Here is a 17,913-nt window from a genome sequence, read left to right on the forward strand (position 1 = left end):
CCACCCACCAACCCTCTGTCGTCAGGTCGGCCTGAGCGTGAGAGGTGGTGGTGACGGGAGGTTGGTGGGTGGTGGGCGTCGGTCAGGCGGCAGTGGCGTCGCGGCCGCCGGCCGCGGCGGCGATCCGGGCGAGCAGCGGCGGGATGTCGTCGAGGTCGGTGTGGACCTCGAGGAAGACCAGCCGGTCGGGAGCCGCGTCGGCTCGGGCGAGTGCTTCGTCGAGCTCGTCGGCGGTGCGGGCGGTCAGGAGCAACGCCTGGTCGTCGGTCATCGCGGCGGCGACGGCCTGCCAGTTCCAGGGCGCGATGTCGTTGTACGCCGCCCGCGGGCCGTTGATCGCGCGCTCGATCGTGTAGCCCTGGTTGTTGATCAGGACGACGATCGGGCTGACGCCGTACCGGACCATGCTGCCGAGCTCCTGAACGGTCATCTGCGCCGCGCCGTCGCCGGTGAGCAGGATGCCGCGGCGGCGATCGTCGGCGAGCTGCGCGCCGAGCAGGGCGGGGAGGGCGTAGCCGATCGAGCCCCACAGGGGCTGGCCGATGAAGCCTGCGCCGGCGGGGAGGGGCTGGGCGGACATGCCGAAGAACGCGGTGCCCTGGTCGGCGACGACGAAGTGGTCGCCGCGGAGGTACGTGGTCAGGTGGCTCCAGAGCTGGTCCTGGGTCAACGGCAGTTCAGTAGGAGAAGCTGCTGCACTTTCCGACTCGAACTCCCGGGCCTCGAAGGGCGGGAGATCGACGAAAAGCTTGGCCAGGCCTGCGAGCGCGGCCTTCAGCGGTACGCCGGCGTACAGGGCGCTGCCGACCTTCGCACTCCCGGGCTGGAGGTCGATCACGCGCGTCGAGTCGAGGTCCTGGCTGAAGAAGCCGCTGGTGGTGTCGGTGAAGCGCACGCCGGCCTGGATCAGCACGTCCGCGGTCTCCACCGCCTGCTTCGTCGCGGGCCGGCTGAAGGCGCCGAAGTACGTGCCGGCGAAGCGCGGATCCGACTCGTCGACGAGGCCCTTGGCCATCGCCAGGTCGGCGTACGGGAGGTTGCTCTCGGCAAGCAACAGGTCGAGCTCGTGCTGCGCGCCATACCGGTCGACCAGGTGGTCCGCGAGAACCACCGCGGTCTGCGCCCTCTCCAGAACGATCTGCGCGTGCCGCAAGAAGCCCTGCAGGGCTTCCTCGTCCACCGGCAGTTCCACGGAGTCCAGCGGCAGCTCGGAGACCGCAGCGTCGATCGGCGCGGTGGCCACATCGGCGGGGATCCGCAGGTAGACCGGCCGCCGGTGCCGCAGCGCCGCGAGCAGCACCCGGTCGATCTCCGCGGCGGCGTTGTCCGGCGTCAGCGTGGCCAGTGCGCAACTGACACTCTCCTGCGCACGGGCGAAGCGCTCGTAGTCGCCGTCAGCCGCCGTGTGGTGAACCGCGGCGCCGGCGCGCTCGAACGTGGACTTCGGGCTGCCGGTGATGTGCACGACCGGCAGCAGCTCGGCGTAGCTGCCGGCCACGCCGTTGAGCGCGCTCAGCTCGCCGACGCCCGAGGTGGTGAGCAGCGCGCCGATCCCCCGCATCCGCGCGTACCCGTCGGCGGCGTACGCCGCGCCCAGCTCGTTCGCCGTACCGACCCACGCGATGTCCGGGTGGGCGACCACCTCGTCGAGCAGCTGCAGGTTGTAGTCACCCGGTACGCCGAACAGGTGGCGGACGCCGAGCGAGGCCAGGCGGTCCAGCAGATATCCCGTCACGGTCGTTCTGGTCGCCACGTTCCCGTCCTCCTGCACCCCGTTGGATCATTCGTTTGACTCATTCAAGATTAGCTCTTGAAAAATCAACGACCCAACCGGGTGGCGAGGACTCGCCAGCGGTGACTCAGCGCTTGCTGTCCTTTACGGTCTTGTCCAGGGCGTCGCCGTACGGGCCGTACACCGAGCAGGACACGTTGCGGTCGCCGCCGTTCCAGCCGGCGCGGTCCGGGAACCAGACGACCGGCTCGAGCTCGGAGTCGTCGGGGTCGATCCCGACGTACGCCGTGAACTTCTCGTCGCAGGCGGCCTCACCGAGGTCGGCAACCTTCTTGTCCCCCGGCCAGGGCTGGGCCGGCAGCGTCACCACGCCGTACAGCTCCGCGTCGTGGTCCTCGGTGCAGGAGGCCCGCGCGACCTCGTCCTCGTCGGACGTGTCGTTGAAGCACTCGCCGACCACCAGCGCGTCGATGTAGACGCCCGTGGGCTCCGACGAGCTGACCGGCGTACCGCCGCTGGAGTACTCGTCGTCGGGCAGCTGCGAGCCGATGATGATCAGGGCGATCACCACCGCCCCGATCACCGAGATCACCGTGCCCACGATCAGGCCGATGACGGCCTGGGCGGTGCCTTCCTCGTTGCGGCGCTTGATCTGGACCAGGGCGGCGATGCCGAGGCCGACCGCGACCGGCGCGGCGATGGTGAAGATGATGCTCGCCAGCCCGGTGACGAGCGCGGCCGTGGCCAGGCCGTTGGTGCGGCGGACGCTGCTGGGGTAGCCGTAGCCGTACGGCACCGGGGGCTGGCCGTAGGCCGGCGGGTACTGCTGGGTCGGGTACTGCTGGTACGGCGCCTGCTGTTGAGGCTGCTGGTACGGCGACGGCTGCTGCGGGACCGACCAGGGCTGCTGGGGCTGCTGCGGCGCGGAGTACGGCGGGACGAACGGCGCCGGAACGTCGTCCTGCGGGCGCTGCTGCTCGGCGTACGAGGGGAAGCTCCGCGGCCGGTCCTGTGGCCGGTTCGGGTCGTGCTGGTACGGCGGTTGTGTCATTTTCGTCTCCCCCAGGACCTAACGCTGCGCGCCGCGCATGGAGCCCACCAGGCGCTCCCCGCCCACCATGCACAGTACGTTGCCATCAGCAACAGCTTGATCTTCCAGCACGACGTAGTACATGTCCAGGTCCGAGCGCTCGTACGGCGTCCCGACGAAATCCTGGAACGCCGTCGCGCAGTGCTGGGTCGCCGACGTGCCCTTCTGCTCGGTCGAGAGGCCGGTCATCGCCGCTTTCACCTTCGCGTACGCCTCACCGGAGTGCGACGCGGCGCAGTCGGCGATCGTGACCGTCCGTAGGGTCTCGGTCGCCAGGTCGGCGTGGAAGCACTGCATCACCCGGACGTCGGCGATCGGGATCGAGCGGCCGATGCCGGCCTGCCGTTCGCCGTACAGGCCGAGCGCGGCGGCGACGCCGATCGCGATCACCCAGCAGGCGGAGATCGCCAGTGCCGCCTGCGCCAGCCGCCGTCCGCGGGTTCCGGCTTTCCTGGTCCGTCGAAGGGCGACCGCCGCCAGCGGGATGCCGACCGGGATCAGCCCGGGCAGGCTGAAGGCCAGCGCGGCGATCGCGAAACGATCCAGCCGCCGCTGCGTCGGCGTCGGCACCCCGGCGAGCCACGACTCAGCCGACGGCAGCGACCGCACAGGCTCGACAGGCTGAGGCGGTTGGGTCATTCAGTTCCTTCGGCGAGGTTCCACGGCTGAATTCCCCAGCCAGCCAGGACATCGCCCGCGTCCCGGGCTTCGTTACACGGAGTCCGCAAGCCAGACCCGTGTCTCACGCCTCGGGCAGGTAGTTGAACGCGGTGTCCGTGGGCGGTCGCTCACCTTTGTCTGAAAGCGTCTTGTGGCTGGGCGCCGCTTGGTCGCCGGGGCACGTTGCTGGAACGTCCCGCCGCTGCCGGCGAAGAGTTGTTGGAGGAGCCTGCCGAGGAGTCGGGCGGTGCCGCCCATCCCCTCCTCCCCACGTTCAGAAGCCCTGTTCCGCCTGTTGTGTTCAGCCTTCGAAGAGGTTGATGGTCATGGCTTCCAGGGCCAGGAGGGGGGCGACGTTGGTTTCGATGGCTTCTCGGCAGGCGGCCAGGGCGTCGATGCGGCGGATGGTGGCCTCGGGGGTGGTGCGGTCGGCGAACTGGGTGATCGACTTGTGCAGCTCGGCGTTGATCAGGTCGCTGCCGGCGCGGGTCTGGACGACCAGGACGTCGCGGTAGAGCGCCATCAGGTCGACCAGCGAGCGGTCGAGGACGTCGCGTTCCCAGCGCTTGGCCCGGGCCTTCTGCTGCTCCTCGAGGTCCTTGACCGCAGCGGCGGCCTCACGCGGCCTGGCGCCCTTCGTGCCGACGCCGAGCGCCTGCTCGAGCGCGGCGCGTTCCTTCTCGTCGACGGCCGCGGCGCTCGCCTTGGCCTCTTCCTTGGCCGCCTCCGCCAACTGCTGCGCCGCCTTCAGGCACGCCCCGAGGTCCCGCAGCGCGAACGGAACCTCCAGCACCTTCGTACGCCGTTCGCGCACCGTCTCATCACGGGCCAGCGCACGCGCCCGCCCGATGTGCCCCTGCGCCGCCCGCGCCGCGAAGCCGGCCTGCGCGGCGTCCACCCCGAGCGTCCGGCTCAGCATCTCCGCGACGGCGTCGACCGGCGGCGTCCGCAGCACCAGCAACCGGCAGCGCGAACGGATCGTCGGAACGACGTCCTCGACCGTCGGCGCGCACAGCACCCACACGGTCCGCGGTGACGGCTCCTCGATGCTCTTCAGCAGCGCGTCGGCCGCCTGCTCGGTGAGCCGGTCGGCGTCCTCGACGACCATCACCTGCCAGTGGCCCTGCGTCGGGCTCATCGCCGCCCGGCGGATCAGTTCTCGGATCTCACTGACCCGGATCGACAACAGCTCGGTACGGATCAGCGACACGTCCGGGTGCGCACCGCTCAGCGCCGTACGGCAGTCGTTGCACTCGCCGCAGCCCTCGTTCGCACACTGCAGCGCCGCCGCGAACGCGCGGCCGGCGTTGGACCGGCCGGAGCCGGGCGGGCCGGTGATCAGCCAGGCGTGCGTCATGCCGGCCGTCGCCGCGCCGCTCTCGCCGCGCAGTCGAGCGGCCGCACCCGACACAGCCCGCCGCAGTACGTCGACCGCAGGCTCCTGCCCGACCAGATCGTCCCAAACAGACATTCAGCCCACCTTCGGCAGCAGAGGAAGCAGTCGGGCCTGGATCTGCGCGGCGATCTGTTCGCGGTCCTGGGTCGCGTCGAGCACCAGGTAGTGCTGCGGCTCGGCGGCCGCGAGCTCCAGGAACGCCGCCCGGACCCGTTCGTGGAAGTCCGCGGACTGGGCCTCGATCCGGTCCCGCTCCTCGAAACGGCTCAGCCCGCTGCGCGGCGGCAGGTCCAGCAGGATGGTCAGGTTCGGCCGGAGGTCGTCCGTGGCCCAGCGGTTCACCCGCTCGACGTCCGACACGTCCAGGTCGCGCCCCGATCCCTGGTAGGCCAGCGCGGAATCGACGTACCGGTCGGTGATCACCACCGAGCCCGCCTTGAGCGCCGGCTTGATCACCGAGTCGACGTGCTCGGCCTTGTCGGCGGCGTAGATCAGCGCCTCGGCCCGGTGCGAGATGTCGCCGGTCGCCGGGTCGAGCACGATCTGCCGCAGCGTCTTGCCGAGATCGGTCGCGCCCGGTTCGCGCGTCAGCAGGACGTGCTGCCCGCGCTCCTCCAGCCACTTCACCAGCAGCGCGGACTGCGTCGACTTGCCAGCACCCTCGCCACCTTCCAGGGCGACGAACAACCCGGTCGTCGGATACACCCCGGGCGTCTTCCCGAAGCTCTTCCGTACGTCGCGCCAGAACGGCACGCCCGGCCGGTCGTCCATCTGCTTCCACGCGACCAGCCCGATCACCCCGGCGAGCACCGCCGCGATCAGCATCGTCAGCGCGGCGCCGTTGTAGCTCAGCGACCGGTCCCCGACGCTCCAGGTCTGCCGCCCGATCGCCCCCGCGATGAACGGCGCCACGGCGAGTGTCAGCGCCAGCACGGTCCGGACCGCCGACTGCACGAACGCGAACGTCCGGCCGCGCACGTTGTCCGGCACCTCCAGCCCGAGCAGCGTGTACCCGGAGACCCACGAGGCGCCGGCGCAGAAGCCGAGCACGATCGCGATCATCGTGGCGATCTCGATCTGCTGGATCAGCGCCAGCCCGGCCAGCCCGATCCCGGACCCGACCAGCCCGGCCGCGAACAGCCGACGCCGCGACAACCCGGAGAAGATCCTGGGCGCGAAACCCATCCCGAGCGCGAGACCGCCGAAGACCGCGCCGAACAGCACGCCGTACCCGGGATCGCCCGCGTCCAGGTCCTCGACGTACGTGCGTCCGAGACCGATCACCACGGCGCCGGCCGCGAACGCGCCGGAGATGCCGACGACCAGGCCGCGCACCACCGGCGTACCGGTGACGTACGACCAGCCCTCGACCATGGTCCGCCACAGCGTCGGGTGCTCCTCGTGGTCGTGCGACCCCGCCCGGCCGATCTCGGCGACGGAGATGATCGCGAAGCCGGAGACCGCGAAGGTCACCGCGTTCACGTAGACGGCCAGGTCGATCGCGACGTCGCCCAGACCACGGCCGACCAGCGTGATCGCGGTGAAGATCGCCGCGGCCGGCAGCGCCGTCCCGTACGTCGTGACGAGGCTCAGCTGGTTGGCCGCCTCGAGCCGGTGCCGGGGCACCAGGTTCGGCACGCTGGCGTCCTTCGACGGGCCCCAGATCAGGCTGACGATCTCGATCAGCACGGTCGCGACCAGCACCCAGGTGAGGGTGCCGACGATCGGGATGCTGACGAAGAACGCCGCCCGGATCATGTCGCCGAGGATCATCGTCCAGCGCCGGTCGAGCCGGTCGGCGACCCAGCCGGCCACCGGGCCCATCACCAAGGCGGGCAGCACGCGCAGGAACAGCACGCCGCCGATCGCGAAGTTGGCCGCCTGGTAGTCGTCCCCGGCGAAGTTCTTGGCCATCGCGGTCAGCGCGAGCAGCCCGATCCAGTCGCCGAGGCTGGACAGCCCGAAAGCGATCCAGAGCCGCCGGAACGCCCGGATCCGCAGCACCGCCCGCACGTCGTGCGCCGGTGCTGGATCGGTCAACGGGTCGTACGGCTCCGGCACGACACAGAGCCTAGTCGGCCGCACGGACACCACCCGACGCCGGCGACTCGGCGGGGTAACTGCTAATCTCGAAGCCACTAACTTCTAAATCAGCAGTAAGGGAGCGACATGCGCACCTGGTTCATCACCGGCGGCACCCCGGGCGGCTTCGGCCCGGCCTTCGCCGAGGCGGCTCTGGACAGCGGCGACCGGGTGGCGATCACCTCCCGCCGCCCCGCCGAGCTGGCCGCCTGGGCCGAGCCGTACGGCGACGCCGTACTCGTCCTGCCGCTGGACGTGACCGACCCGGACCAGATCCGGACCGCCGTGGATGCGGCCGAGCAGCGCTTCGGTGGCATCGACGTGCTGGTGAACAACGCCGGCCGTGGCTGGTACGGGTCGGTCGAAGGGATGCCCGAGGACGACGTACGCCGAGTGCTGGAGCTGAACTTCTTCGCCGTGCTCGCGGTGACCCGGGCGGTCCTGCCCGGGATGCGCGCCCGGGGCAATGGCTGGATCGTGAACCTGTCGTCGGTCGGTGGGCTGCGCGGCGTACCGGGGTTCGGCTTCTACTCGGCGGCGAAGTTCGCGCTGGAAGGCCTCACCGAGGTGCTGCGGCACGAGGTCGCCGAGTTCGGCGTGAAGGTCCTTGCCGTGGAGCCGGGCGCCTTCCGCACCCGTGCCTACGCGGGCTTCGCCGACGAGCCGCCGCAGGAGACGGTCGACGCGTACCTGCCGCAGCTCGAGGCGCTCCGCCGGACGATGATCGACCAGGACGGCGTGCAGCCGGGCGACCCGGCGCGCGGCGCCCGGGCCGTCCTGCAGGCACTCGAGCAGGACCCTCCGCCGCACCGGCTCGTGCTCGGCAGCGCCGGCTTCGACGCCGTCGTCGGCACGCTGGAGGAGACGCTCGCCGACGTCCGCCGGAACGAGAAGCTCTCCCGCGGCGCGGACTATCCACAGAGTGGTCATTGACACAGCACGCACTCGCCGGGCGGGTCCTGAGGCAAACTGAGGCGGTCTGATCCAGAAGGGCCGTCCGTACGCCGGGCGGCCGACCGATGTGGAGGCTTCGTGACCACCGCCGTTCCCCTGCCCGCTCAACGGCCGCTCGTACTCGCCGACGTCCTGGGCAGGTCCCGGACCCGCGACGTCGCGCTGGTCGTCACGGCCGCGCTGTTCACCGCCGCGCTGGCGCAGATCGCGATCCCGGTGCCGGGCTCGCCGGTGCCGATCACCGGGCAGACGCTGGCCGTCGTACTGACCGCTGCCGCGCTCGGGCCGCACCGCGGCCTGGCCGGGCAGGCGCTCTACCTGGTCCTCGGCGCGATCGGCCTGCCGTTCTACAGCGAGGCCTCCGGCGGCTTCGAGGTGATCAGCGGTGCGACCGGCGGCTACATCGTCGGCTTCCTGCCCGCGGCGTACCTGATCGGTCTGGCCGCCAAGCACCAGCTCGACCGGGCCCTGTGGAAGGCGCTGCCGCTGTTCGTGGCCGGCCAGGCGATCATCTTCGCCGTCGGCGTGCCGTGGCTGGCCGTCACCGCCCACCTCGATGCGGGCCAGGCGATCGCCGCCGGCTTCACCCCGTTCATCGTGGGCGGCCTGATCAAGGCCGCCGTCGCCGGTGCGGTCCTGCCGGGCCTGTGGAAGCTCACCGGCCGTAGCTGATCACCCCAGTTGGTCCAGGCCCGCGTCGACGCAGGCCTGGACCAGCCGGCGTACCGCTGCCGACTCCGTGTCGGCCCGCCACGCCAGGACCAGCTCGCTCGGCGGCAGGTCCTCCACCGCGACGATCCGCACACAGGGCCGGGCCAGCACCGGAGTGTTGCCCTCAGCAAGCAGTACGACGCCCTGCCCGGCCGCCACCGCCTCGTACGTCGTCTCGCCGTCCGTCACCACCCCGCCGATCACCGGCGGCACCCCGCCCCGCTGATCGACGGCCAGGAAGTGGTCGCGCAGCGGGCCGGCGGACTCGGGCAGGGCCAGCATCGGCTCGCCCGCGATCTCCGCGAACGTCACCGACTCCCGCCCGGCCAGGGGATGCTTGTCGGCCACCGCGAGCACCCGACGCTCCCGGGCCAGGGTCAACCACCGGTACGCCGAAGGATCCGGCAGCGGCAACCAGCAGAACGCGGCCTCCGTACTCCGGTCCGCCAGCCCGCAGCTGGCGTCTGCCCACGACACCTGCCGCAGCTCCAGCGTGAGCTGCTCGGGCAGTTCGGCCCGGATCCTCGGCAGCAGATTCCGGCCCGGGCTGGTCTGCAGTCCGACCACCACTGAGTTCGCCTGCTGGGCCAGCGCGTTCCAGGCCTTGTCCCAGCGGTCCACCACCTCACGCGCGTGGGGCAGGAACACCGCACCGGCCGGGGTCAGGCAGATGCCGCGGTTGTCCCTGCACAGCAGCGTCTGCCCGAGGCTCTTCTCCAGCGCCCGGACCTGCTTGGACAGCGCCGGCTGGCTGACGTACAGCCGCTCGGCGGCCGCGGTGAAGCTCGCGGCGTCGGCCACCGCCAGGAAGTAGCGCAGATCGCGTACGTGGGCGTCCATAACCATCGGTTGTACCAGCAGGCCTTGGACCCGGCCGCCGCTCGCGCCGGAGGCTGGACACATGACCGTTCCTGCCGCGATGCGCGCGCTCGTCTTCGACCCTCCCCACGGCCTTCGGATGACCAAGGTCGCCGTCCCCGACCCCGGCCCGACGGAGGCCCTGGTCGCCGTCCGGTACTCGAGTCTCAACTGGGTCGAGGTGGCCCGCACCGAGCTGGTGCACCAAGCAGGTGACGTGGTCGGGCGAGACTCCGCCGGCACGGTGGTTCGCGCGGCGGCGGACGGGTCCGGCCCAGCGGTGGGGAGCCGGGTGGTGGGGTTCCGGGCGCCCGGCGCCTGGGCGGACTACCACGCCGTCGGCACCGAGGACCTGGCCGTCGTACCGGACACCGTGGACCTCGCCGCCGCTGCTGCCCTCCCCGGTGCGGCGGTGAGCGCCCTGCAGGCCGTACGCCGGCTCAGCACTCACCTGGACTCGGGCGCCCACGGGCAGCCGCTGGCTGGCCACCGGGTGCTGGTCACCGGCGCCTCAGGTGGCGTGGGGCGGGCCGCAACCCAGCTGGCCGCACTGGCGGGCGCCGAGGTCGTCGCAGCCGTCGGTACGCCGGAGCGCGGCACCGGTCTGTCGGCACTAGGCGCTGCAGAGGTCGTCACCGACCTGGCCGGCGTCCGCCCGGTCGACGGCGTCCTGGACATCGTCGGCGGCCGAACGCTCACCACGGCGTACGAACTGCTGAAACGCGGCGGGCTGGCCCTGTCCATCGGCAGCACCGGCGGCGCCACCACCACCTTTGACTTCGAGGCCGCCCGCCTCCGCGGCGGCCAACGCGCGGTGGAGGCGTTCTCCGTCAGCACGCCGTTCGGCCCGGACCTGGACCACCTGCTCGGCTTGCTGGTCGCCGGCCAGTTCGAGCCCCAGATCGGCTGGCAGGGCTCGTGGCACCAGGTCGACGAAGCCCGCACCGCCCTGCTCACCCGAAAGCTCCGAGGCAAGGCGGTGCTGGCCATCGACTGACGTCTAAGCCGGTATGGCGACTGCCTGGCGCTCGTCCTCGAACAGGCCCTCGGGTGGGTCGATCAGCGGCAGGGACGGGGTCGGGAACTCGGTGTGCTCGCGCCGGCAGCCGCCGAACGGGCCGTCCGGGTCGAGCAGGAACGTCATGTGGTGGTCGGCGTGGTCGCGCCACCAGACCGACATCCCGGTGTCGCCGTCCTGGCGCAGGTACTCCCAGGAACGCCACAGGGCGTCGAGCCGGCACATCGCCTCGAAGTGCCGGTACCACTCCGGGCACCAGACGTGGCTGTGCCCGAGTTTGCGTGCGTAGGCCTTCACCAGGAACTCGGAGACGAAGGCCGCGACGTGCGGATAGTACGGGGTGTACTGCTCGGACATCGATCACTCCAAGGGATCCGCTCCCGCCGTCGCGCGACGGCGGGAGCACGGCAGACGAGTCAGCGGCCCTTCTCGAGCTTCTCGATCTTCTTGTTCAGCTTGCCGAGCTGGTTGGCGCTGTCCTTCATCTGCCGGCTGCTCGCGGACATTCCGGCCTGCCTCATCTCGGACTGGAACTCCTTGAGGTTCTGGTACTGCTCCTTGAGGTCGTCCAGCGAATCCGCCATGCTCGTTTCCCTTTCCAGCAACGGTCTTTGTGGTCTGTGCCGGTTGACACGACCACTCGGACGCGAGCAGGGCACGCACGGGTTCCCGCCGCCGAACGCATTCCGCCTCCGTCGAATAGTTGGACTTCGACGGAGGCGGTTTGCTACTGCGCTTAGCTGAACTTCACCGACAACGACGCCGGGGCGGTGTGGAGTTTGTACTTGTCGGCGAGGGCCGGGCCGCAGGAGTTGGAGCCGATGCCGGCCTGGGCGAGGTCCAGGGTCACGTACGTCGTGTCGCCGGGCTTCACGTCGATCGTGTGCTTGGCGTTCTCCAGGTCGGCGCTGGTCCAGTCGCGGACGGTCAGGCCGAACAGGTCCGGGGCCGCCTCGACGCGCAGCGTGCCCTGGGCGCCGGTCAGGACGGCCCAGCGGGTGTCGATGCGGTGACCGTTCTCCTGCGGGCGCACGTACGGCGTCTGCAGCTGCTCGACGGTCGCCGAGTACTTGCCGACCGCGGCGGCCGACCGGGTGTCGACGTACGCCTCGTTCGGGCCGGCGCCGAACCACTCGACGTTGTCCACCTTCGGCAGCTCGAAGGTGACGCCCAGCCGCGGCAGGGTCGCCGGGAACTGGCCCTCGGGCTTGACGGTGAGATCCAGGTGCAGACCGTCCTCCATCCGGCTCCACACCCAGGTGGTCAGCAGACCCCACTGCAGCGCAGGCGGCGCCGTCCGGGTGACGACCTTCCAGCCGGTCTCGTGCGTGCTCGTCGAGACGACCCGGTGCTGGACCCGGTGGACGCCGGCCTCACGCCACGCCTCGGCGACGCCGGGGATCGTGTCGTTGTCGGTCGGGGCCCGCCAGACGTCGAGCCGCGCGTTGGCGATGCCGCCGACCGTGATCCCGTGCGCCCCGGCGACTCCGTCGGTCGGCGCCTTGCACGCCCCGCCGACGCCCTCGGACCGCGCCGCGGCGGCCGAGCCGGTGGCGGCAGCCGGGCGGGCGACGGCGGCCGGCTCGTCCAGCCGCACCTGCCCCCAGGCGACCCGGTGCCCGGCCTCGGCCCACGCCGTACCGTCGGTCAGCTCGGCGGTGACCGTCACCCAGGCCTCGGCCTGCGTCGCGAACTCCCGCACGGAGGCCGGCAGCTCCACCGACGCGGTCTCGCCTGCAGCGATGACCGGCACCGCCAGGTCACCACCGGCGACCCGCGAGCCCTCGACCTCGACCACGTACCGGAAGGTCAGGTGGCTCGTGTCCAGCACCTCGTACCGGTTGCCGATCGCCACACCATTGCCCTCAGCAACGATCCGCAGCGGCTCGATCACCTTGACGTACTCGAGCATGCCCGGCGACGGCGTCCGGTCCGGGAACAGCAACCCGTCGCAGACGAAGTTGCCGTCGTGGATGGTCTCGCCGAAGTCCCCGCCGTACGCGTAGAACTCCTGCCCGTCCTCGCTCTTGCGCAGCCCGTGGTCGATGAACTCCCAGATGAAACCGCCCTGGCAGCGCGGGTACTTCTCGAACAGCTCCCGGTAGTCCAGCAGCCCGCCCGGACCGTTGCCCATCGCGTGGCCGTACTCGCACAGGATGAACGGCAGTCCCCGGTACGACGTCGGGTCCTCGCCGATCTTCGCGACGTCGTCGGGCGAGGTGTACATCTGCGAGTAGATGTCGACGAACTCCGCGTGCGTGTCGCGCTCGTAGTGCACCGGCCGCGACGGGTCGAGCTCCTTGGCCACGGCGTACATGGCCTTGAGGTTGTCGCCCATGCCGCACTCGTTGCCGAGCGACCAGATCACGATGCTCGGATGATTCTTGTCCCGCTCGACCATCCGGCGCATCCGCTCGACCAGGTCGGGCTTGAAGCGCTCGTCCATCACCGGGTTCGGCAGGTCGGGCGCCTGCGGCTCGTAGCCGAAGCCGTGGGTCTCCAGGTCGCACTCGTCGACGACATACAGGCCGTGCAGGTCGCACAGGTCGAGGAAGTGCGGGTGCGGCGGGTAGTGGCTGGTCCGGACCGCGTTGATACCGGCCCGCTTCATGATCAGGACGTCGTCCAGCATGTCCTGCTCGGTCAGCGCGCGGCCGCGGTCGGGGTGAACCTCGTGCCGGTTGACGCCGTTGAACAGGACCCGGTTGCCGTTCACGGTGAAGACGCCGTCGACGATCGCGACGGTGCGGAAACCGATCCGGATCCGGACCTCGCCGCCCTCGGTGCGCACCACCGCGTCGTACAGGCGTGGGACCTCGGCGCTCCACGGCTCGACGTTCTCGATCCGGGCGTGCTCGCCGGTCGGCAGCTCCAGCCCGAGCTCCGGTACGACGACCGTGCCCGCGACGTCGGACTCGACCACCAGCGTGCCCGCCCCGTCGGTGTGGTCGTACGCCGCCCGCACCGACACGTCGGTTGGCGCGGTCGGCTTCAGCGCGAGCAGGTTGACCTCACGGAAGATCCCGGACAGCCACCACATGTCCTGGTCCTCGACGTAGCTGCCGGTCGACCACTGGTGCACGCGGACGGCGATCCGCGCCTCCTGGCCCGGCGTGACCAGGTCGGTCAGGTCGAACTCGCTCGGCAGCCGCGAGCCGGACGACCAGCCCACGAGCTCACCGTTCACGTACAGGGCGAACCGCGAGTCCACCCCCTCGAACCGCAGCACGATCCGCGCCCCGGCGAAGTCGGCCGGCACCTGCACGGTCCGGACGTAGTCGCCGGTCGGGTTGTCGGTCGGCACGTACGGCGGCTCGAGCGGGAACGGATAGTCGATGTTCGTGTACGCCGGAGCGCCGTAGCCCTGCAACTGCCAGTGGCCCGGCACGCTGATGGTGTCCCAGCCGCTGGTGTCCGGATCCTTCAGGTCGCCGGGCGCCTCCGCCACGCTCGGCGAGAGCCGGAAGCTCCAGTCACCGGTCAGCGAGACCCGGGCGGAGTCGTCGTCCAGCCAGGCCCGCGGGGGCAGCACTCCGGCGGCGGGGGCGAAGTCTTCGACGTAACTGTGGTCGTAGGTCACAGACGACGAGCCTACGACTGATCTGTTCACGAATCCACACCGATGAACAGATATGGACACCTCAGAATCGCACAGGCCTCAGAACGGCCCGCCGCGGTGCAGCCAACCCTCGTCGACGAGCTGAAGGACCGCCGGATGCTCACGGGCCCATCGCTCCGGACGCGGGGCGACCCAGCGCCACCTGACCTGCGGGCGCCGGATCACCTGCCAGAGCCCGAGCCAGGCCAAGGTCCACAGCACCGGAAGCACCAGCTGCCACTCGTCGGCCCACGCCTCGCCGCTCAGCCGGCTGGCACCCGAGGCGACCAGCAGGATCCCGGTGACGGCGGCCGAGACGACCAGCACCCACCAGACCACCCGGTGCACGTCGTGCCCAAGCCGGCACCGATGACAGCGCGGTACGCCGACCGACGTCGCTTTCCATTCGGCGTACATCCCGAGCAGCGCCTCGTCCACGTCGCGGTGCAGGTGCACCTGCCTGGAGTCCAGGACCGAGGCCGGCCGGCCGCAGAACCAGCAGGAGTCGGTGGTCACGTGGACGTGCGGACTGTCAGCCGGCGCAGTCCGCGCAGATGCCGACCAGGGCTACCTGCTCCGGCGCGAGCTTGAAGCCCAGGTCGCGCTGCAGCTTGCGGCGGGTCGGGTCGAGCGTGTCGCCCGGGGCGTCCAGCACCTTGCCGCACTCCGAGCACCGCAGGTGCAGGTGGCGCGGGGCCAGCTCGCCGGACAGGTGGTACGTCGTACCGGCGCGGCCGAGGTGGACGTGCGTGACCAGCCCGAACTCACCGAGCGCATCGAGCGCCCGGTAGACCGTCGCCCGGTGGATGCCCGGGCGGAGCTGCTCGGCGCGCTCGCCGATCTGCTCCGCGCTGAGGTGCTCGTCGGTGCCGGCGAGCACCTCGACGACCGCGAGCCGCGCCGGGGTCACCCGCTCGCCGCGCTCCCGCAGCCGCTGCGCGGTGACCTCGGCCGGTCCCTGCGGAACGGTGTCTTTCCGGATCGGCGCCATGGTCCAGTCTCTCAGGACTTCTTCGCCGTGGCCTTCTTCGCGGTGGTCTTCTTCGCCGCCGCCTTCTTGGTCGTGGTCTTCTTGGCGGCCGTCTTCTTCGCGGTCGTCTTCTTGGCCGCGGTCTTCTTCGCCGGCGACTTCTTGGCCGTCTTCTTCACCGGGCCACGGGCCCGCTTGTCGGCCAGCAGCTCGGCCGCCCGCAGCAGCGAGATGGTGTCGACCGCGTCGTCCTTGCGCAGCGTCGCGTTGGTCTCCCCGTCGGTGACGTAGGGACCGAAGCGGCCCTCTTTCACCACGACCGGCTTGCCGGACTCCGGGTCCTCCCCGAGCTCCTTCAGCGGCGGCGCGGCAGCACGGCGGCCGCGCTGCTTGGGCTCGGCGTAGATCTTCAGCGCCTCGTCGAGGGTGATGTCGAAGATCTGGTCCTCGGTCTGCAGCGACCGCGAGTCGGTGCCCTTCTTCAGGTACGGCCCGTAGCGGCCGTTCTGCGCGGTGATCTCCTCACCGGACTCCGGGTCCTTGCCGACCACCCGCGGCAGCGACAGCAGCTTGAGCGCGTCGTCCAGCGTGACGGTGTCCAGCGTCATCGACTTCAGCAGCGAACCGGTCCGCGGCTTGGCGCTCTTCGGCGCGTCCTCGGGCAGCACCTCGGTCACGTACGGACCGAAGCGGCCCGCCTTCGCGACCACCTGCAGCCCGGTGTCCGGTACGGCGCCCAGCTCGATCTCCACACCCGACGGCTGGCTCAGCAGCTCCCGGGCCTTGTCGACGGTGAGCTCGTCCGGCGGCAGGTCCTCCGGCACGTTCGCGCGGGTCTCGTCCGGCCCTTCGACGTACGGGCCGTAGCGGCCGACGCGGACGACGATGCCGCTGTCCGGCGGGCCGACCGGGAAGGTCGACATCTCCCGGGCGTCGATGTCGCCGAGGTCGCTGACCATCGACTGCAGGCCCTCGAGGTCGTCGTCGCCGAAGTAGAACCGGCCGAGCACGCCCTCACGCTGCAGGTTCCCGGCGGCGACGTCGTCCAGCACGTCCTCCATCGAGGCGGTGAACGCGTAGTCGACCAGGCGGGTGAAGTGCTCCTCCAGCAGCCGGACCACGGCGAAGGCCAGCCACGCCGGAACCAGCGCGTTGCCCTTCTTGTAGACGTAACCACGGGCCTGGATCGTGCCCAGGATCGACGCGTACGTCGACGGCCGGCCGATCTCGCGCTCTTCCAGCTGGGCGATCAGCGTCGCCTCGGTGAAGCGCGACGGCGGCTTGGTCTCGTGCCCGGAGGCGATCACCTCGGTGGCCGGCAGCACGTCGCCCTCGGCCACGTCGGGGATCTGGGTCTCCCGGTCGTCGGTCTCGTGCGACGGGTCGTCCGCGCCCTCGACGTACGCCTTCAGGAAGCCGTGGAAGGTGATCACCCGGCCGGACGAGGTGAACTCGCAGTTCTCCCCGGTCGAGGCCTTGGCGTCGATCTTGATCGAGACGCTGTTGCCGGCCGCGTCCTTCATCTGCGACGCGATCGTGCGCATCCAGATCAGCTCGTACAGCCGGTACTCCGCACCGGACAGCCCGGTCTGCGCCGGGGTCTGGAACTGCTCCCCGGCCGGCCGGATCGCCTCGTGCGCCTCCTGGGCGTTCTTCACCTTGGAGGTGTAGACCCGCGGCTTGTCCGGCAGGTACGACGCGCCGTACAGCTCGCGGACCTGGGCCCGGGCCGCGGTGATCGCGGTGTCCGACAGCGTGACGCTGTCGGTACGCATGTAGGTGATGTTGCCGTTCTCGTACAGCCGCTGCGCGATCTGCATCGTCTGCGAGGCGGACATGTTCAGCTTGCGCCCGGCCTCCTGCTGCAGCGTGGTGGTCCGGAACGGCGCGTACGGCTTGCGGGTGTACGGCTTGGACTCGATCGAGCGGACCGTGAACTGCGAGCTCTGCAGGGCGGCGGCCAGCGCGGTCGCGGTCGACTCGTCCAGGTGGACGGTGTTCTGGCCCTTCAGCTCACCGGTCGGCGCGAAGTCCCGGCCCTGCGCGATCCGCTGACTGTTCACCGAGACCAGCCGCGACGGGAACAGCCGGGGCGTCTTGCCCTCGCCGGCGTCCAGCGTGGCGTCCAGGTCCCAGTACGACGCGCTGCGGAAGGCGATCCGCTCCCGCTCGCGGTCGACGACCATCCGGACGGCGACCGACTGCACCCGGCCCGCCGACAGCTTCGGCATGACCTTCTTCCACAGCACCGGCGAGACCTCGTAGCCGTAGAGCCGGTCGAGGATCCGCCGGGCCTCCTGGGCGTCGACCAGCGCGTCGTTGATCTGCCGCGCGCTGCCGACCGCGTCCTGGATCGCCTTCGGCGTGATCTCGTGGAAGACCATCCGCTTGACCGGGATCTTCGGCTTCAGCTCGTCCAGCAGGTGCCACGCGATGGCCTCGCCCTCGCGGTCCTCGTCTGTCGCGAGGTAGAGCTCGTCGGCGTCCTTCAGCAGGTCCTTCAGCTTGCGGATCTGCGCCTTCTTGTCGGCCGGTACGACGTACAGCGGGTCGAAGTGGTCGTCGATGTTCACGCCGAGCCGGGCCCACGGCAGGCCCTTGTACTTCGCGGGGATCTCGTCGGCCCCCTTCGGCAGGTCCCGGATGTGGCCGAAGCTGGACTCCACCACGTACCCGGCGCCCAGGAAACCGGCGATCATCCGCGCCTTCTTCGGCGACTCGACGATCACCAGCCGGCGCCCGGTCCCCGCTGCCGCGGTTCCGGACGATGTCTTGGTCCCTGCTGCCCCTGCCACTGCGCTCCTTGCTGTTCTACGGCCCGTACGCCCAACCAACGTCTGCGGC

General features: G+C 70.7%; 15 protein-coding genes. 3 read left to right on the forward strand and 12 right to left on the reverse strand.

From position 1 onward, the window contains the following. Positions 1 to 82 precede the first annotated feature (82 nt). The 5 genes from ABD235_RS20920 to tmk all read right to left on the reverse strand — a co-directional run bounded on the left by ABD235_RS20920 (position 83) and on the right by tmk (position 6,939). Positions 83 to 1,753 (reverse strand): alpha-keto acid decarboxylase family protein, encoded by a 1,671-nt coding sequence (locus ABD235_RS20920; RefSeq protein WP_344176496.1) that lies wholly within the window; start codon positions 1,751 to 1,753, stop codon positions 83 to 85. A 106-nt stretch (positions 1,754 to 1,859) separates the two neighbouring features. Then, positions 1,860 to 2,783 carry a DUF4190 domain-containing protein gene (locus tag ABD235_RS20925; RefSeq protein WP_344176498.1) on the reverse strand — a complete coding sequence of 308 codons (924 nt, stop codon included), beginning with the start codon at positions 2,781 to 2,783 and terminating at the stop codon, positions 1,860 to 1,862. Between the two features lie 18 nt (positions 2,784 to 2,801). Further along, complete coding sequence (locus ABD235_RS20930) at positions 2,802 to 3,461, reverse strand: DUF4190 domain-containing protein (protein ID WP_344176500.1); 660 nt, start codon at positions 3,459 to 3,461, stop codon at positions 2,802 to 2,804. 322 nt (positions 3,462 to 3,783) lie between these two features. Further along, complete coding sequence (locus ABD235_RS20935) at positions 3,784 to 4,953, reverse strand: DNA polymerase III subunit delta' (RefSeq protein WP_344176501.1); 1,170 nt, start codon at positions 4,951 to 4,953, stop codon at positions 3,784 to 3,786. Beyond that, on the reverse strand, positions 4,954 to 6,939 hold the full coding sequence (gene tmk, locus ABD235_RS20940; protein ID WP_344176503.1) for a dTMP kinase: 1,986 nt from the start codon (positions 6,937 to 6,939) through the stop codon (positions 4,954 to 4,956). Between the two features lie 108 nt (positions 6,940 to 7,047). Between tmk and ABD235_RS20945 the strand changes: the two genes are divergently transcribed. Continuing rightward, complete coding sequence (locus tag ABD235_RS20945) at positions 7,048 to 7,893, forward strand: SDR family NAD(P)-dependent oxidoreductase (RefSeq protein WP_344176505.1); 846 nt, start codon at positions 7,048 to 7,050, stop codon at positions 7,891 to 7,893. Positions 7,894 to 7,992: 99 nt separating this feature from the next. Then, positions 7,993 to 8,586 (forward strand): biotin transporter BioY, encoded by a 594-nt coding sequence (locus ABD235_RS20950; RefSeq protein ID WP_344176506.1) that lies wholly within the window; start codon positions 7,993 to 7,995, stop codon positions 8,584 to 8,586. Here the strand turns inward: ABD235_RS20950 and ABD235_RS20955 are convergent, their stop codons facing one another. Then, positions 8,587 to 9,465 carry a LysR family transcriptional regulator gene (locus tag ABD235_RS20955; RefSeq protein WP_344176508.1) on the reverse strand — a complete coding sequence of 293 codons (879 nt, stop codon included), beginning with the start codon at positions 9,463 to 9,465 and terminating at the stop codon, positions 8,587 to 8,589. Positions 9,466 to 9,526: 61 nt separating this feature from the next. On the opposite strand from ABD235_RS20955, the gene ABD235_RS20960 reads away from it, so the two are divergent. Further along, a complete protein-coding gene (locus ABD235_RS20960) occupies positions 9,527 to 10,480 on the forward strand; it encodes a zinc-binding dehydrogenase (RefSeq protein WP_344176510.1) in 954 nt (317 codons plus the stop codon). A 3-nt stretch (positions 10,481 to 10,483) separates the two neighbouring features. Here the strand turns inward: ABD235_RS20960 and ABD235_RS20965 are convergent, their stop codons facing one another. The 6 genes from ABD235_RS20965 to topA form a co-directional block, all read right to left on the reverse strand. Continuing rightward, entirely contained in the window at positions 10,484 to 10,858 is a 375-nt protein-coding gene (locus tag ABD235_RS20965; protein ID WP_344176512.1) for a DUF4913 domain-containing protein, read from the reverse strand. Between the two features lie 59 nt (positions 10,859 to 10,917). Further along, positions 10,918 to 11,085 carry a hypothetical protein gene (locus ABD235_RS20970; protein ID WP_344176515.1) on the reverse strand — a complete coding sequence of 56 codons (168 nt, stop codon included), beginning with the start codon at positions 11,083 to 11,085 and terminating at the stop codon, positions 10,918 to 10,920. Between the two features lie 152 nt (positions 11,086 to 11,237). Next, the gene (locus ABD235_RS20975; protein WP_344176516.1) at positions 11,238 to 14,081 is read right to left on the reverse strand and encodes a glycoside hydrolase family 2 TIM barrel-domain containing protein; all 2,844 of its coding nucleotides are present in this window, start codon (positions 14,079 to 14,081) and stop codon (positions 11,238 to 11,240) included. 78 nt (positions 14,082 to 14,159) lie between these two features. Beyond that, positions 14,160 to 14,615: a hypothetical protein gene (locus ABD235_RS20980; RefSeq protein ID WP_344176518.1), complete on the reverse strand. Its 456-nt coding sequence runs from the start codon at positions 14,613 to 14,615 to the stop codon at positions 14,160 to 14,162. A 16-nt stretch (positions 14,616 to 14,631) separates the two neighbouring features. Beyond that, entirely contained in the window at positions 14,632 to 15,090 is a 459-nt protein-coding gene (locus tag ABD235_RS20985; RefSeq protein WP_344176520.1) for a Fur family transcriptional regulator, read from the reverse strand. Between the two features lie 11 nt (positions 15,091 to 15,101). Further along, positions 15,102 to 17,864, reverse strand: a complete 2,763-nt coding sequence (gene topA / locus ABD235_RS20990; protein WP_344176522.1) for a type I DNA topoisomerase — start codon at positions 17,862 to 17,864, stop codon at positions 15,102 to 15,104. Between the last annotated feature and the right edge of the window lie 49 nt (positions 17,865 to 17,913).

This window comes from Kribbella lupini (genome assembly GCF_039529595.1).
GTDB lineage: Bacteria > Actinomycetota > Actinomycetes > Propionibacteriales > Kribbellaceae > Kribbella > Kribbella lupini.

What these genes read in the sequence shown, in the direction of transcription:
- ABD235_RS20960 (WP_344176510.1), top strand. Translation starts at nt 9,527, where the DNA reads ATGACCGTTCCTGCCGCGATGCGCGCGCTCGTCTTCGACCCTCCCCAC.
- ABD235_RS20930 (WP_344176500.1), bottom strand. Translation starts at nt 3,461, where the DNA reads ATGACCCAACCGCCTCAGCCTGTCGAGCCTGTGCGGTCGCTGCCGTCG.
- ABD235_RS20955 (WP_344176508.1), bottom strand. Translation starts at nt 9,465, where the DNA reads ATGGACGCCCACGTACGCGATCTGCGCTACTTCCTGGCGGTGGCCGAC.
- ABD235_RS20925 (WP_344176498.1), bottom strand. Translation starts at nt 2,783, where the DNA reads ATGACACAACCGCCGTACCAGCACGACCCGAACCGGCCACAGGACCGG.
- ABD235_RS20935 (WP_344176501.1), bottom strand. Translation starts at nt 4,953, where the DNA reads ATGTCTGTTTGGGACGATCTGGTCGGGCAGGAGCCTGCGGTCGACGTA.
- ABD235_RS20985 (WP_344176520.1), bottom strand. Translation starts at nt 15,090, where the DNA reads ATGGCGCCGATCCGGAAAGACACCGTTCCGCAGGGACCGGCCGAGGTC.
- ABD235_RS20965 (WP_344176512.1), bottom strand. Translation starts at nt 10,858, where the DNA reads ATGTCCGAGCAGTACACCCCGTACTATCCGCACGTCGCGGCCTTCGTC.
- ABD235_RS20945 (WP_344176505.1), top strand. Translation starts at nt 7,048, where the DNA reads ATGCGCACCTGGTTCATCACCGGCGGCACCCCGGGCGGCTTCGGCCCG.
- ABD235_RS20970 (WP_344176515.1), bottom strand. Translation starts at nt 11,085, where the DNA reads ATGGCGGATTCGCTGGACGACCTCAAGGAGCAGTACCAGAACCTCAAG.